Annotated in this window: 11 protein-coding genes; 9 read left to right on the plus strand and 2 right to left on the minus strand. The window is 41.7% G+C overall.

From position 1 onward, the window contains the following. Positions 1 to 6 precede the first annotated feature (6 nt). Both IEY67_RS18160 and IEY67_RS18165 read right to left on the minus strand, forming a co-directional pair. Complete coding sequence (locus IEY67_RS18160) at positions 7 to 2,127, minus strand: HRDC domain-containing protein (RefSeq protein WP_183671147.1); 2,121 nt, start codon at positions 2,125 to 2,127, stop codon at positions 7 to 9. A 114-nt stretch (positions 2,128 to 2,241) separates the two neighbouring features. Beyond that, on the minus strand, positions 2,242 to 3,840 hold the full coding sequence (locus IEY67_RS18165) for an aspartate:alanine exchanger family transporter (RefSeq protein WP_183670934.1): 1,599 nt from the start codon (positions 3,838 to 3,840) through the stop codon (positions 2,242 to 2,244). A gap of 124 nt (positions 3,841 to 3,964) precedes the next feature. On the opposite strand from IEY67_RS18165, the gene truA reads away from it, so the two are divergent. The 9 genes from truA (at position 3,965) to IEY67_RS18210 (ending at position 16,385) form a co-directional block, all read left to right on the plus strand. Then, positions 3,965 to 4,717, plus strand: a complete 753-nt coding sequence (gene truA, locus IEY67_RS18170) for a tRNA pseudouridine(38-40) synthase TruA (protein WP_122353908.1) — start codon at positions 3,965 to 3,967, stop codon at positions 4,715 to 4,717. Between the two features lie 3 nt (positions 4,718 to 4,720). Further along, the gene (locus IEY67_RS18175) at positions 4,721 to 5,617 is read left to right on the plus strand and encodes a DMT family transporter (protein WP_183670932.1); all 897 of its coding nucleotides are present in this window, start codon (positions 4,721 to 4,723) and stop codon (positions 5,615 to 5,617) included. A gap of 182 nt (positions 5,618 to 5,799) precedes the next feature. Further along, on the plus strand, positions 5,800 to 6,432 hold the full coding sequence (locus tag IEY67_RS18180; protein ID WP_122373972.1) for a DUF3256 family protein: 633 nt from the start codon (positions 5,800 to 5,802) through the stop codon (positions 6,430 to 6,432). A gap of 132 nt (positions 6,433 to 6,564) precedes the next feature. Beyond that, positions 6,565 to 7,107: an RNA polymerase sigma-70 factor gene (locus tag IEY67_RS18185; RefSeq protein ID WP_122353905.1), complete on the plus strand. Its 543-nt coding sequence runs from the start codon at positions 6,565 to 6,567 to the stop codon at positions 7,105 to 7,107. 142 nt (positions 7,108 to 7,249) lie between these two features. Beyond that, a complete protein-coding gene (locus tag IEY67_RS18190; RefSeq protein WP_183670930.1) occupies positions 7,250 to 8,227 on the plus strand; it encodes a FecR family protein in 978 nt (325 codons plus the stop codon). A 232-nt stretch (positions 8,228 to 8,459) separates the two neighbouring features. Continuing rightward, the gene (locus IEY67_RS18195; RefSeq protein ID WP_183670928.1) at positions 8,460 to 11,885 is read left to right on the plus strand and encodes a SusC/RagA family TonB-linked outer membrane protein; all 3,426 of its coding nucleotides are present in this window, start codon (positions 8,460 to 8,462) and stop codon (positions 11,883 to 11,885) included. A gap of 14 nt (positions 11,886 to 11,899) precedes the next feature. After that, entirely contained in the window at positions 11,900 to 13,600 is a 1,701-nt protein-coding gene (locus IEY67_RS18200; protein ID WP_183670926.1) for a RagB/SusD family nutrient uptake outer membrane protein, read from the plus strand. Positions 13,601 to 13,710: 110 nt separating this feature from the next. Then, positions 13,711 to 15,831 (plus strand): glycoside hydrolase family 172 protein, encoded by a 2,121-nt coding sequence (locus IEY67_RS18205; RefSeq protein WP_183670924.1) that lies wholly within the window; start codon positions 13,711 to 13,713, stop codon positions 15,829 to 15,831. Between the two features lie 11 nt (positions 15,832 to 15,842). Continuing rightward, a complete protein-coding gene (locus tag IEY67_RS18210) occupies positions 15,843 to 16,385 on the plus strand; it encodes a hypothetical protein (protein ID WP_183670922.1) in 543 nt (180 codons plus the stop codon). The last annotated feature ends 9 nt before the right edge of the window (positions 16,386 to 16,394 follow it).

The raw sequence follows: 16,394 nt of genomic DNA on the forward strand, positions 1-16,394 counted from the left end.
CCTCTTTTATTTGTTCTTATATTTTTCAACAAGTTCCAACAATACGCCTCCATAGTTTTCAATTACTTTTTTCCCTATTCCCGGAATAGCCAATAACTCTCTGGAGCTGGTCGGTAATGTATTGACGATACCTAACAGGGCTTTCTGTTGTAGGATCGTGTAGGGCGGTAATCCTTTTTCCGTGGCTAGTTCGTAACGCCAGTTTCTGATGCTGTTGTAAAGATCCGGATGTAAGATATCGCTGGAAACGGTAACCTTTGCCGGTTGTGATGAAGAACGTTCGGAACGCTTTTTGGTGGATGCAGGCGGCTCAATCGATGCTTTTGCTTTGGCGGTCAGATAGCAAACGACAGAGAAACCGTTCTGGCATGCTTTTAATATTTCCTGTTTCTGGTGTAATTCTTCCGTAAATTTACTGATTGCATTGTTTACGGCTTTCCGACTCTCCTTGTTATCTATTTCGACGGCCGAATTTTCTTCCAGAGAAGTACAAAGACTGTCGATATGGTCTATAAAATAAGCCACACCTTTCCGGATGCGTTCTTGTATCGCTTCATCTTCGCGGTAATTCGGATTACCTGTGACCATACGGATTAGTTGCTGCTGGAAGCGTCCTCCGACTTCCGTTATCACGGAACGGAAGGCATCACGGGTATTGGCATATTGTGTATTGAGCTCCGGATATAACTTCTGTAAATGAGTATAAACCATGTAAGCGGCATATTGCAATCGCTGCTGGATACTTTCAAAATTGAAAAGCTCGATGGCGAGTTCCAGGAAATATTGTTGTTGTGCCAGTTCCAACTGCTCTTTTTGCGGTTGTTTCGTGGCGACGGACGATGAAAACTCCTGTATCCGTAAATCTTTGATCATGGCATTGCGGGTAATAGGACTGCTCAATACCAAGCCTTCCAATGTTTTGCACCGGCTGAGAGCGACATATACCTGGCCATGTGAGAAAGCGGCCGAGGCATCGATGATGGCGTGATCGAAAGTCAGTCCCTGACTCTTATGGATCGTGATCGCCCATGCCGTTTTCAGCGGATACTGGCTGAAAGTTCCGGCAATCGTTTCCGTTATTTCTTTAGTCTCCGGATTGATCGTGTATTTGACATTGCTCCAGGTCTCTTTTTCAACCTGTATTTCATTTCCGTCTTCTCCGACAACGGTTATTTTGTTCGGGTTGATAAAAACGATCTTGCCGATTTTGCCATTATAGTACCTGTGTTCACCTGAAGAATCGTTTTTCACGAACATGACCTGGGCACCGTTTTTCAGTTCCAGATGTTGATCGGTCGGGTAGGAATACTCAGGGAAGTCGTTGTTTATTTCTGCCTGAAATGTATATGACTTGCCGGGCAACTCCGCCAGTTTCCGGTTGTTGAGTTGCTGTGCCTGGTAGTTGTGTGTTGTCAGGGTGATGTATCCCTGTCGATCGTCCGGCTTGAAGTCCGGTATGTATCGCTGGTTGAGGCAATGCAATGTATCGTCGTCGAATCTGTTTTCTCTGATGTTATTCAATAGGTTGATAAATGAGCTGTCGTTCTGGCGGTATACCTGTATCAATTCGATACAGTAGTAATTGCTTTCAGAAAGCGCTTTGCTGTCAAAGAAAAAGGTGGAAGGATAATGAGCTTTCAATAAATTCCATTCATCGTCTTTGGCTACCGGTGCCAGCTGTTGCAGGTCACCGATCAACAGTAACTGCACTCCGCCGAATGGTTTTGTCCGGTCTTTATAGCGGCATAGTACATCGCTGATAGCGTCCAGCAGGTCTGCTCGTACCATACTGACTTCGTCTATCACGAGTAAATCCATGCTCCGGATGATATTGATCTTATCCCGGCTGAATTTATTGGCATAATTGTTACTTTGATTTCCTTCTTTGTTTGCCGAAGGAATGTAAGGGCCAAAAGGTAGCTGGAAGAAGGAATGAATAGTAACACCTCCTGCGTTTATGGCTGCTACACCGGTTGGAGCGACAACGATCATACGTTTGGGAGAAACCTCTTTTAGCTTTTTCAGAAACGTAGTTTTTCCGGTTCCGGCTTTCCCCGTCAGAAAGAGGTGTGTTCCCGTATTCTGTAGAAAGTTGAAGGCCAGGTCAAATTGTTGGTTCATTTGCATTATCATAGATTTATTGTTTATGGTATCTGCAAATGTAAAATAAAAAAACGTGAAAAACGAGCTTATTGGCTAAAAATCAAGCCGAGAAGCCCGTTTTTTTATTAGATACTTTTATCAGGCGATCAGATTTGCGATCAGCTGAATGAATAAAATAAGGAAGACCATTGCAATCGGATAGACCGTCGCATAGGCAATACTTGGAGCTGAACTGTCTGTCATGGAGTCGGCTGCTGCGAGTCCCGGTGTACTGGTCATTCCGCCTGCTATTGTTCCGATCAGGTCGAGAATGTTGATTTTAAATACCCAGTATCCGAAGCCGAGGGCGACGAGCATCGGTATCATCGTGATGGCCATACCGACACCGAATAAAGTCCAGCCGCTTTCCTGGAATGTGGATACCAGATTGACTCCCGCCGATGTCCCGACCTCTGCCAGGAATAACAATAATCCTAATTGGCGTAGCAACTGATTGGCGGAACCTGACATAGACCAGACGATCGGTCCGGTTTTTCCGATCGCACTCAACACAAGTGCCACCATCAGGATACCTCCGGTCAATCCCGGGGAGAAAGAGAATGAGTCGGAAAACGACAGGTTCAGTTTTCCGAATAATACTCCTAATACAATACCGGCTGCAATCGGGAAGAAGTCTGTGTCGGAAAGTTTTTTCTCATCGTTACCAAGTACTTGTCCCAGTTCTTTCAGGTCTTCTTTTTCTCCGGCTATCATCAGTTTGTCACCGAACTTCAGCGTCAAATCCGGTTCGGGAGGGAGGTCGATACCGCTTCGGCGGACCCGTGTCACGGTACAGCTGAAAGTACTCTGCAAGTTTAAATATCCCAGTGTTTTATTGATTACGTTCTTGTTGGTAACAAGCATGGACTGAAGTTCCTGCGTGCTGTTGAAAGGGAGGTCTTCTTTAATGCGTTCGCCTACCAGTATCTCCAGTTGTTCCAGCGATTTGTCATTACCGACAGCTTTGATCAAATCTCCTTCCTTCAATACCGTTTGTGCTGTTGGAATGGACGTTTTGTCTTTGTGCTTGATACGGGAAATGACAGCTCCCGTCATGCTGCGCAGTTGAAGTTGAGCCAATGTTTTACCGCAGATATTACTATTGATAATGCGGAATGCCGCTGTATGCAACGGAGGATATTTGCCTTTTCTTTTGGCCTCCAATGCCTGGGCTTCGGCATTCAGATCTATGCGGAGTATCTTGGGTAATAATTTGACAAATAGAATAACACCGATCACACCGAACGGATAAGCGATACCGTAAGCGATAGAAGCGGAAGACGATTGAGTGGTATCGATAGCAACGGCCAAACCCGGTGTACTGGTCAGTGCTCCGGCGATCAGTCCGACGATGCTGGGTGTATCGATCCCCAGGGCATATTTGAAAATCAATCCGGTCAGACAGGCTGATCCGATGATGAGCAGAGTCAGGAAAATCAGCGTTTTCCCTTTTGACCGGAAAGAGTCGAAGAACCCGGGACCGGCCTGGATGCCGATGGTAAAGATAAATAGTACCAAACCGAAATTTCCTAATTCTTTTGGAATGATCACTCCAAAGTGTCCGAACAAAAGGGCGATGAAAATAACAGCGGAAACGTCCAGGGAAAGACCTTTGATTTGTATCCTGCCCAGAATAAATCCTAATGCAACGATCAGAAACAAGGCAAAATAAGACGATTGAAGCAATGTTGCAAACATGTCAAATAGTTTTATTGTGTAGATTTGAGAGCGCAAAAGTACACTTTTTTGGACGTATGAGCAATCTCCTGGCGATAATTCTGTTACCTTTGCAGCGAAATATTAAGAAGTAAATATCCTGCGCGTGAATCGGTATTTTATTTATTTAGGTTATAATGGCAAGAATTTCAGTGGTTGGCAGGTACAGCCCAATGGTGTAACCGTGCAGCAATGCCTGGAAGAGGCATTGGCAACGTTATTGCGCCGGCCGGTTCCGGTCGTCGGAGCAGGGCGGACGGATGCGGGAGTACATGCCCGGTCGATGGTCGCTCATTTCGATTGGGAAGAACCGATCGACGATCTGGCTTTCCTGGCAGAAAAACTGAACCGTTTGCTTTCGAAAGATATTGCCGTTTATCGTATTGTACCGGTCAGACCGGAGGCACATGCTCGTTTTGACGCCACTTCACGTACATATAAATATTATGTTACGACCCGGAAGGACCCGTTTAATTATGATCTGGTTTACAGGATGAGTGGAAAGCTGGATTTCGGGGCGATGAATGAAGCGTGCAAGGTCTTGTTCGATTATATTGATTTCACCAGTTTTAGTAAATTGCATACGGATGTCAAAACGAACAACTGCCGTATTTACCAGGCCGGATGGGAGCAGGAAGGAGATGTTTGGGTATTTACCGTGCAGGCAGATCGTTTCCTGCGTAATATGGTACGGGCAATAGTCGGAACTTTGCTGGAAGTGGGGCGGGGTAAACTGACGATCGATGGTTTTCGTAAAGTAATAGAGGCAAAAGACAGATGCAAAGCCGGAGGGTCTGTTCCCGGTCATGCGCTTTTTCTGGTGGATGTGACTTATCCCGAAGAATTGTTTAATAGTTAAGATATGTGGGTAGCATTAGCGTTTGCCTCTGCATTCCTGTTGGGATGTTATGAGGTGAATAAGAAGATTTCCCTGAACGGGAATGCCGTAATTCCGGTGTTATTTCTGAATACGTTGATAAGTAGTCTTATCTTCGTTCCTTTTATACTTTTATCGTTCTACACAAATGTGTTGGACGGTACGATGTTTTATGTTCCGCGTGTTTCGTTTGAAGCACATGTGGCGGTGCTTATCAAGGCGGTGATCGTATTATCCTCCTGGATATCCGGTTATTTTGCACTGAAACATTTACCGCTTACCATAACCGGACCGATCAAGGCTACACAGCCGGTGTTGACACTGGTCGGTGCGATGGTTATTTTCGGCGAACGGTTGAATCTGTACCAGTGGATCGGTGTGTTGCTGTCGGTCGCTTCCTTTTATATGCTTTCATCTTCTGGAAGGAAAGAGGGAATCAACTTTACTCATAATAAGTGGATCTTTTTCACGGTGATCTCTATATTGACCGGTGCGATGAGCGGCTTGTATGACAAGCATCTGATGGGGAGTATGGATGTAATGACGGTGCAGGTATGGTTCAATGTTTATCAATGTCTGATCATGTTGCCGATTCTGTTGTTGTTATGGTATCCGCAGCGGAAAAAGAGCACTCCGTTCGTATGGCACTGGAATATCGTATTTATCTCCGTCTTTCTGATCATCGCCGACTGGATTTACTTTTATGCCTTGAGTTTCCCGGATTCCATGATCTCGATCGTGTCTATGATACGTCGTAGCAATGTGCTCGTCACTTTCATAGCCGGAGCACTTTTCTTCCATGAAAAAAACTTAAAGAGCAAGGCTGTGGACCTCTTTTTAGTATTATTAGGAATGATATTCTTATATCTGGGTACACGCTGAAGGTTATTCTATTATTTTTGTACATGTAAAATTGTATATGGATATGAAAACAGGAGATAAAGTACAAGTTTCACCTGATCTTACAGGTCTGGATGACTGGCTTATGTACGCAATAGCTTTTCAGAGCCTTTAAGGTTGAAGACTGGTCTGATTTTACTGATATTATAAAAAAAGGGAAATAAATGAAACGACTTATTTTTTCTATATTGATTTGTGTTTTTGCATTTGGGGTGAAAGCTCAGGAAATGGATGCTTTATTCGTTTCCATGCCGGATAATAATATTCCCCAGCTGGAAAATGCCTGGCGTAAAGATTTGATTGATCTGTTTAAAACGGGAAAAGAAGCCCGTTTGAAGAATACGATGAACGGTTTTTCCACACTGAAAAATCTGACTTCCGATTATTTATTACTACAGGTAACCGAACGGAGTACTGTTGAGATGAAATTATTACCGTTGGTGAACAATACGAATGTAATTTGTATGGTGAAAACGGTTAATGGTCCGGTAGCTGACAGTCAGGTAGAATTTTTTACGACTGAATGGAAACCGTTGGCAGCGTCCGATCTGTTTACCCCGGTTTCTCCGGACTGGTTTATTAAAGAGGATGCAGATAAAAACAGTACAGCCTTTCTGGATGCAACTTCCCGTTTGGATATGGATCTGATACAATATAGTCTGAGTCCCGACAGTCTGACATTGACGGCAACTTATACAACCCCTTTGTATCTTAGCCAGGAAGACCGGAAGAATGTCACCCCTTTTATAAAAGAATCTCCGAAGGTCTATACATGGGAGAAATTTCATTTCAAATAATGTCCGTAAATAATTGATATTTCTGAAGATATGTATATATCTTTTTTGTAACAGGTAATATAATAGTTGAAATATCAATTTTAATGTTACATTTGCTTACTGATTTGTTTTGAAAGGGAGAACTTTTTCTTTATGGATTTTGAGCAATTGTATATAACGTGGTATTCCCGTCTGAAATTTTTTGCACGGGAATATGTGTTGTTGGATGCTGATGCCGAGAATATCGTGCAGGATGTGTTCACGGAATTGTATGAAAAAAGGGAGGTTCTGACAATGCCGGTTAATACGGTCGCTTACTTGTTTACCGCTACTAAAAACAGATGTATCAATCATATTCAACGTAAAATACTAGAAAAAGAAACCGCCCAGTGGATGCAGGATGAATATAGTTTGACTTTACGAATGAAATTTGATTCCCTGGAAGCGTTTGATCTGGAATTTGCATCTGAGGATGATATAGAATCCCGTTTGGACAAGGCTTTACAATCTTTACCCCAACGATGCCGGGAGATTTTTATCATGAATAAATTTGAGGGAATGAAACAGAAGGATATAGCAAAACATTTTAATATATCTGTGAATACGGTGGAAAACCAAATGGCTGTTGCTTACAAGAAATTGCGGGAAGATTTGAAAGATTACGTACCGCTATTGATTTTACTATTCGGAGTTTAAAAAAAAGAGAAAACGAAGATGAACATAAAAAATGGACATCTTCGTTTTTTGTTTTTTAAATCGCAATTTCTTTAAAAATGTATAGTGGATTTTTTTCGCTTGTTTGTCTACCTTATAAACAGGATAAGAAAGCTTTGATAATATGGATGAACGTATCAGTAAATATTTTCAGGATGAACTGACAAAGTCGGAACGGGTAAAATTACTACAGGAGGCTGTGCATGATGATAAATTGAAAGAACAGATCATCGAATATCAGAATATACATACCCTTTCCGGAATGGCTCCTCAGGGGACTAATAAAGATGCCGGACGTCAAAGCCTACAGCTATTTATGGAAAAGCAACGCCGTACTGTCCGGAGAAAATATCTGATAAAAAGTATGGGATATGCCGCCGCCGTGGCTGCTCTGGTTGTGATTGTCTGGATAACTGCTGTTAATTATGTAGGCATTCCTGAAAATTATATTGCGGAACAACAAGAGTTTTTTGTACCTGCCGGACAACGGGCACGGTTAAAATTGCCGGATGGGACTTTTGTCTGGTTGAATGCCGGATCGACCTTAACTTATCCTTCTGTATTCGGAAAGGAGAGAAAAGTCTATTTGCAAGGGGAAGGCTTTTTTGATGTGGCAAAAAATCAGGATTCTCCTTTTATAGTTTCTGCCGGATCGTTGAATATAAGAGCGTTGGGGACACAATTCAATGTCTTTTGTTATCCGAATGTAGAAATGATCAGTACCAGTCTGATCGAGGGGGCAGTGAAAGTGTATCGTCCGGAAGATGAGGTGAATGGAATTGTGCTGGAGCCGAACCAACAATTGATATATAATCAAAAATCTTTTCAGATGCTCCGGATGCAAAATAAAGACGACTTGCTTTGGAAAGAGGGTATTTACAATTTCAAATCCGAACGGCTGGAAGAGATCCTGAAAAAGTTGGAATTGTATTATGATGTAAAGATTATAGTTAAAAGCCCGGAAATATTGACCTATCGGTATACCGGTAAGTTCCGGCAGAGGGATGGAGTAGCGGAAATATTACGTATCATTCAAAAGATACATCATTTCAAAATAAGTGAGAATGAAGAACGTAGTATTATCACTTTATACAGAGAGTAAGTGTTGATCTGTAAAATGAATGTTTAACTTTAAAATAGAATGCCTATGATGAAAAAATAAAAAATCCTGCTATAAAAATCGGCGGATGCGACCAACATCCACCGACTGAATAAAGCAATCCCAGTGTGACTTAAAAATCTAGTAATTACTTTAATGAAACAAAGATATGAAAAGAAATCCTTTGTTAACACCCCTGGTATGTTTAAAAAAAAGAAATAATATACTTCGTGTTATGAAAATATCCCTGATCTTTTTATTTGCTTTTGTCTTCCAGCTGGTGGCTGTTGAAAGTGAAGCGCAAAATGCTATAGTGAAATTACCCGATACCCAATTGACCGTAGGAGAACTGATTCGTGCCATAGAGCAACAGACGAATTATCTGGTTGTGTTCAGTGATACGGAGATAGATACGGAACAGATTGTACGGGTGAAAAATGACCATGCGAAAGTTTCGGAATATCTGGTGGAAGCTTTTGGAAATAATGAGATAAAATATGAATTCGAGAATGATTATATCATATTATCCAAACGTACTGTTTTTACTACAGTTCAGCAAGGCCAGAGAAATATAACAGGAAAAGTCGTGGATCAGAATGGTGATCCCATTATCGGAGCCAATATCGTAATCAAAGGTACTACGACCGGAGTTGTAACGGATGTCGATGGGCAGTTCAGTCTGACGGCATCAGATCAGGATCGTTTATTGATCAGTTATATAGGCTATGTACCGGTTGAAATGGCAGTAGGTAGTAAAAATGTCCTGAATATACAGATGAAGGAAGAGACCTTGGCTCTGGATGAACTGGTGGTGATCGGTTATGGAACAAGGAAAAAGTCAACGTTGACCGGTTCTGTTTCGATGATAGATAAAGAAGTATTGGAGGACAGACCGGTTGCCAGAACGACTGATTTACTACAGGGGATAGCTCCCGGTGTACAAATAACCCGTTCGAATCAGGGAAAAATCCGTGGAACCAATAGCAGTATTTCCATTCGTGGAACCACCTCTAAAAGTGATCCTGGTGTATTGGTCGTTATTGACGGGATAGCTCAGAAAGACAATAATACTTATGCTTTGGATAATATTAATCCGGATGACATTGAAAGTATCAGTGTATTGAAAGATGCCCAGGCCGCTATTTACGGAGCCCGTGCTGCAGGTGGAGTTATTCTGGTCACAACAAAAAAAGGGCAGACCGATAAGCCTACCATTAATTTTACAGGGACATTTACGATCCAACAACCTTCGTTGATGAAAAAAAGTACGAATGTACTTCAGTTGGTAGAGATGATGAATGAAGGGTTTGTGAATGACGGGCAGAAGACCAATATGTATAGCCATATTGTAAAGTATATTGCAGATAACAGTCTGACAATGGATGTTATCAAACAAAACAACGGGCAATATTCTTGTCAATGGCCTTTTGATAACAGTGCAAATTTTGTATTTGGCGATTATAACTGGCCGGATATAATGTTTAGTCCTGCACCGATGCAAAATTATAATCTCTCGGTTTCCGGTAAGACACAGCGATTGAACTATTATAACTCGGTTGGATATGTAGGTCAGGATGCTATGCTGAATTATGGTGATAATTATAATAAACGTTTTTTTGTCAAGCTGAAAAATGATTATGATATCACCAGCTTTTTAAAAGTAAAGACAATATTTGACTTTGAACGGCAGAAAGTGACGGAACCTTACAGATATGATCAGGTAGAGTTTTGGCAGGGATTGATATGGCCGGTATTCATGCCGTTTAATTCAGCAGGTCATTTGTATAATTTCGGCTCTCATCAGAATCCGATAGGTTATGCCCGGGATGGAGGTAATTCAACGGATTTGAATTACAGGATTAAAGCCCTGCTCGGATTTGTCCTGACACCGATTAAGAATTTGTCGATAACGGGTGAATATTCAGCCAGTTTCGATATTAATGAGAATGAATGGGCTGAACTTGGATTCGATATGTATGACGAAAACAATAAGTATTCCTATAATTCGACAAATGGCAGGAATTCTGCCGGGTCTTTATATGGTCGTTCACGCTATACGGTAGCTAATATTTATGCTAACTATCAATATACGTTATTGGAAAAAAACCAGTTTGACCTGATGGCGGGATATTCCCATGAAGAGGAAGACTATCGTAAATTTGAAGCCTATAGACGGCTGGGATTGATCAGTCCGGAATTACCTACTTTTGGTGTAGGAAGCAGCGATGAACAATATAATAATGAAAGTAAGTCGGATCGTGCTTTGAATTCGTTTTTTGCCCGGTTGGGTTATTCGTTCGACAATAAATATTTATTGGAAGGTACATTCCGTTATGACGGTTCTTCTCGTTTTGCCAAAGGGCATAGATGGTCGCCTTTCTTTGGGGTATCGGGGGCCTGGACTATTTCGAATGAATCGTTCATGCAACCAGTCAATCATATCGTGAACTTCCTGAAATTACGGGCATCATGGGGACAGATGGGTAATGAGGCCAGTATCGGTTTATACGATTATATAGCCCAGATCAATATAAACGGACAATACCCGATGGGTAATAGCTTATCCCCTTCACTGACCCAACAAGCAACCTTATCCGGTATGGCTAGTAAGACACGTTCGTGGGAAAAGATCGATACCAAGAACTTGGGATTGGATATCGCTTTGTTGGATTCGCGTTTGAATGCTTCCCTCGATCTCTATATCAAGAACAATCCGAATATGTTCTTTACTCAGGAATTTCCGCAGGTTTTAGGAGTAACAGCGCCTAGTATTAACGGGGCTTATGTCCGTTCGAAAGGCTGGGAATTATCAGTCGGTTGGCGTGACCAGGTAGGAGACTGGGGATATTCTGCGAATGTCAATATCAGCAACAACACCAGTAAAGTATTGAAACTGGCTGATTCGACAATTCCGAATTCGGGATATAATTCTTTCGTGGAGGGTTATCCGGTAGGTTCTTATTTTGGATATGACTTTGACGGTTTCATCCGGACGGAACAGGAATTAGCTGCCTATAATGAGAAAATGACATCCGGTATTCCGAATAATCTATCTTTGGGCGACGCCCGTTATAAAGATTTGGATGGTGACGGGAAATTACTACCCCAGGTTTATAAGTTGGGAGAAGATGGAAAACCGGCATCGGGTTCAGGTGATATGATACATTTGGGAGATAACGGACAACATTATTTGTTTGGTATCAATTTAGGTGTGAACTGGAAAAATATTGATTTGAGTATGTTCTTCCAGGGGGTACTGAAATGGCAGGTTTTGGAATCAAATAAGCCGATAGAGTATGATTCATGGCCTCCGCAGGAATATTTCTATGGTAAATACTGGACAAATGATAATACAAATGCGTTCTATCCGCGCTTGTCACAGAATGATGCAGTTAAAAACCATGATTATGCCTCGTCCAATGCCCCCTATAAATTCTATAACAATAAATATATCCGTTTGAAGAATTTACAACTAGGATACACCTTTCCGAAGAGTCTGATAGAAAAGGCAAAGATTGAGAAGCTCCGGGTTTATTTTAGTGGTACGGATATATGGGAAACGTATTCTATTCCAGGTATCTATGATCCGGAAAAACCGTTTAATCCCCGTATTACTCCATTCCCCAGAGGTTATTCATTCGGGATCAATGTTACACTTTAAATACATGAAAGATTATGAAAAATAATATAGTATATTCGATGTGTTTCCTGTTGGCCGTGATTTTATTTTGTTCTTGTGAAAAGGATTTGAGCCTATATCCGCAGGACAAATATTCGGAGTCGACATTTTTTCAGAGTGCAGGCCAATTTGAACTGTTTGCCAATCAGTTTTATTTTACTTTACCCAGTTCGGGAGTCGGTCAGGATGTCCGTTCCGATATTTTGGTTGACTGGAGTGAAAATACGGTGAGTAACGGTAGTTATTCTCCTGAACCGAACAGTGATTTGTGGAAAGCTCCTTATGTCAATATAAGGAATACGACGTACTTGCTGGAAAAAGCTGTATTAGTTCCCGAGTTAACGGATCAGATCAATGAATATGTCGGTGAAGCACATTTCTTTAGAGCATTTGCCTATTTTGAATTACTGAGATATTACGGAGGGGTTCCTATTATCGATAAAGTACTTGATTTGAATGATACGGAATTGCTTTACGGGCCGAGAAACAGCCGGGAAGAAGTTGTTGCTCATATTTTGAAAGATTTGGATCAGGCAATTTCTTTGCTACCAAAAGAAAATGAAATTGCTGAAGGAAAGAAAGGACGGGTAAGCCGGGAGGCCGCGCTTTCTTTTAAAGGTCGTGTGGCTTTGTTTGAAGGTACCTGGAGTAAGTATCGCGGACAGAGTGGGGACGATTTGTTGGAACTGGCAATTTCTGCTACGGGTGAAGTGATCAACGGTAACCAGTATGCTCTTTTTGACCGTAGGGATGTTTTGGGTGATGAAAGTTACCGGTATTTCTTTTTGCTGGATAAAGGGAAAACAAATGTTGCCGGGTTAACGAAGTTGGATCAGAAAGAATATATTTTAGCGAATCGCTTTGACGCGGATATCAGGGCGGCGGGTACCAGCAGCGCGCATAAATACCCGAGTGCCACCCGTAAATTTGTGGATATGTTTTTGTGTACAGATGGTTTACCTATAAATAAATCTCCTTTATTCCAGGGACGAAAAACGGTGGAAAGCGAATATGAAAACAGGGATCTTCGTATGACAAATATATTGCAGAAACCGTTTACTCGTTTTTGGGCGAATAATCCTCCCGAATATAACCGTGACTGGAATAATCCTTTTAATGGGGGAAATGTTTATGATATCAATTTCGGAAACACGACACGAACGGGGTATTATGCTGTTAAGTTCAGGGTGGAAGTGCCTTCTCCGTTCGGGGTAGACTGGCCTGTTATCCGTTTGGCTGAAGTACTATTGATACATGCGGAGGCCTTATTTGAGAAGAATGGTAGTATAACGGATCAGCAACTGGACTTGACCATTAATAAACTGAGAGATCGTGCGGGACTTCCTGCTTTGACAAACTCTTTCGTTTCTACGAATGGTTTGGATATGCGTACTGAAATTCGCAGGGAAAGAACAATCGAACTTTTCCTTGAAGGGTTCCGTTTCGATGATCTGCGTCGCTGGAAAAATGCGGAAACAGAGATGCCGATGGCATTGGAAGGAGTTTTATGGAGGGGGACCCAGTATGACACGGATTCAAGATGGGGAGATATTGATTTTCCTCAGAATGGAGATGGTTACATTATTGTAGAGCCGACCGGTAAACGTAAATTTGAAGAGAAACATTATTTGTTCCCTCTTCCTACCAGACAGATACTTCTGAATCCGAACCTGGAGCAAAATCCGGGCTGGTCATAGTATATTAGAATAATAATCAATAGAATAAGAAAAGCCCGGTATCCTGAGTATATAAGTAAAACCAGCAGGAACAGGGACCGGGCTTTCAAATTCAAAATAGTTGTATTTTTATGGGTCAATTATTATTATATGTGAAAGCGGCAAGAATAAAATTCTTTTTGGGAATAACTGCCTGTTTGTTTGGTTTTCAGCCATATATCGAAGCTCAGCAATATGATGTGACTTTTGAATCGCTGTTGAACGAAATGACTGATCGTACAGTTGTCACAAAGAAGCCGGAGTTTCCGTACAAATCATTGCAGAATAGTAGTTATAACCGTGCTTCTGTGACACCGGACGATCCGGCAGGCTGGTTTGCGAATGGAGACCAGGGATTTGATCTGCGTAAAGAAATGAATAACGGTAAGGAGGAGTCTGTCTTAATGGAATGTCATGGTCCCGGGGTATTGACCAGAATATGGACTCCCTTTTTTTATAAAGATTTCAATGATCGTCAAGGGCCGGATATTTTGATTTACCTGGATGGCGCTAAAGAACCAACGATACGGACCAATATGATCCGTCTGTTGACCGGTAAATCTTTTGCTCCAGAGCCTTTCGCTGTTTATACTTGCCGGGCCGGCGATCTGTATTTACCGATTCCGTTTGGAAAAAGCTGTAAAGTGACTGTCGAAGGGGATTCTTTTTTCTACATTATAAATTATAGGGCCTATTCCCCCAATGTGGAAGTTCAGACATTTCAGCCGGATTTTATGGACCGTTACCATGCTACAGTAGAGCAGGTTGGGGAAGAATTGAGAAATCCACCCCCTTTTACTAAAGGGGAAAAAGTCTGTTTTTCCGGTTCCGTAGGTAGTAAACGGACAGAGACTATCTTATTACCGGAAGGAACGTCCGCGATCCGTAATATGGAGTTTAAATTATCAGCAGAAAATTTACCGCAGGCTTTGCGTTCGACTGTTCTTGAGATAGTGTTCGATGATATACCGGCAGTCTGGTGTCCGTTAGGTGATTTTTTCGGAAATGTGAATGCAGTTGATCCTTACCGGACCTGGGAACGGGAAGTTCGCCAGGACGGAAGGATGGTTTGCCGTTGGATTATGCCGTACAAGAAAAAAGGAGAGATTCGTATCCATAACTATTCTTCGTTTCCTGTAACGTTGGAATCTGATCTGGTAGTTTCTCCCTGGAAATGGACGAACGATACCTATTATTTCCATGCGAACTGGTGGACAGATGAACCTTATTTGGCAAATCCGGTCCGTGACATGACCTTTGTCGAAGTAATAGGTGAAGGTATCCATGTTGGAGATAATTTTGCCGTTTTGAATCCATTGCCCTGGTGGTGGGGGGAAGGTGATGAAAAAATTTATATAGATGAGGATTTCGACCGTCGTTTCCCATCTCATTTCGGAACCGGGACAGAAGATTATTATGGCTGGGCGGGTGGTGTTCATCCGAGTCGTGAAGATGAATTTTCAACTCCTTTCCTGGCGAATATCCGGGTAGGAGGAGAGACTCGGGGTTTTACCGGAGAAAATCCTCATACACGTGGGTATAACATTTGTACGAGAAGTCGTAGTCTGGATGCGATACCTTTTAATAGCCGGTTCAGGTTGGATATGGAGGCTTTTAATTTCTCTACAGGTCCGGATGCGATCCTGCAATATGCACTTACTTCTTTTTGGTACGGAAAAGAAGGGGCAACTCATAACAGGGTTCCGATGATCGAGGCAGCAGCAAGTCCGGTTCCTCAGATAGAAGATTTGGAAAAGATAACTCAGACAAATAAATTCCGTATAAAAGATGCTGTTGAGTTGGAAGATATACAACCGGACTCTTTTTCTGACGGATTGATCTGTAAAGTTCAGGCGATGGATAATGATAAGGGTGATGCGAAATGGAGTATGGCAAAACAACTTTTAGCAGAAGCTAAAAATGTGGGCGATTATCTCTCTTTCCGTTTTGGAGAACAATATCATCCTAAAAAAGTCATTCTTTATCTGACTACTACCCCTGTCTCTGCTAAATTGAATATTTATATGAATAATAAATTGGTCATAGAGGATTGGGATGCTTACAGTCCGGATATCTTGAATAAAGAACTTGACTTGGGAGTACAGCAACCGGTGAACAATACATTTGAACTAAAAGTAGAAGTGTCCGGTAAAAATGAAAAGGCTTCCGCTTATCATTTCGGATTGGACTGCATTTTGTTTAAAGACAATTAAACTTATCGGATATGAAATATAGGAATTACCGGAGTTATATATTGATTGGTTTGTTGTTTCTTTTTCTGGAGGGATGTATTTCCAAACCGCTTTCCTGGAAAGATGAGTTGCATAAGGATATTTTTTTATTGGGACATCGTAACTGGATTGTTGTAACTGATATGGCTTATCCGTTGCAAAGCCAGGAAGGTATTAAAACATTTTATACAGGAGAAGATTATCAGGATATATTGTCGTATGTTATGTCTGAAATAAATCAGACACCGCATATCAAGGCTACTATATATCAGGATCGGGAATTGATGTTTATGGAAGAACCGGATGCGCCCGGTGTGACGGAACTCCGGTTGCGTGCAGGGGATTTATTGGGTGATCGGTTGCAATATATACCTCATGAACAGTTAATTTCCCGTTTGGATAGTGTAAGCCGTATTTTTAATGTGATCATATTGAAAAGTAATTTGACAATACCTTATACATCCACTTTTTTTGAGTTGGATTGCCGGTATTGGGATAATATCCGGCAGAAGGAATTGGAGAAGCGCATTCAATAAGGTTGTGAA

It is taken from the genome of Parabacteroides faecis, from assembly GCF_014647375.1.
GTDB lineage: Bacteria > Bacteroidota > Bacteroidia > Bacteroidales > Tannerellaceae > Parabacteroides > Parabacteroides faecis.

Coding starts and splice junctions, on each gene's coding strand:
- IEY67_RS18160 (WP_183671147.1), bottom strand. CDS start 2,127: ATGCAAATGAACCAACAATTTGACCTGGCCTTCAACTTTCTACAGAAT.
- IEY67_RS18165 (WP_183670934.1), bottom strand. CDS start 3,840: ATGTTTGCAACATTGCTTCAATCGTCTTATTTTGCCTTGTTTCTGATC.
- IEY67_RS18175 (WP_183670932.1), top strand. CDS start 4,721: ATGTGGGTAGCATTAGCGTTTGCCTCTGCATTCCTGTTGGGATGTTAT.
- IEY67_RS18180 (WP_122373972.1), top strand. CDS start 5,800: ATGAAACGACTTATTTTTTCTATATTGATTTGTGTTTTTGCATTTGGG.
- IEY67_RS18185 (WP_122353905.1), top strand. CDS start 6,565: ATGGATTTTGAGCAATTGTATATAACGTGGTATTCCCGTCTGAAATTT.
- IEY67_RS18190 (WP_183670930.1), top strand. CDS start 7,250: ATGGATGAACGTATCAGTAAATATTTTCAGGATGAACTGACAAAGTCG.
- IEY67_RS18195 (WP_183670928.1), top strand. CDS start 8,460: ATGAAAATATCCCTGATCTTTTTATTTGCTTTTGTCTTCCAGCTGGTG.
- IEY67_RS18200 (WP_183670926.1), top strand. CDS start 11,900: ATGAAAAATAATATAGTATATTCGATGTGTTTCCTGTTGGCCGTGATT.
- IEY67_RS18205 (WP_183670924.1), top strand. CDS start 13,711: ATGGGTCAATTATTATTATATGTGAAAGCGGCAAGAATAAAATTCTTT.
- IEY67_RS18210 (WP_183670922.1), top strand. CDS start 15,843: ATGAAATATAGGAATTACCGGAGTTATATATTGATTGGTTTGTTGTTT.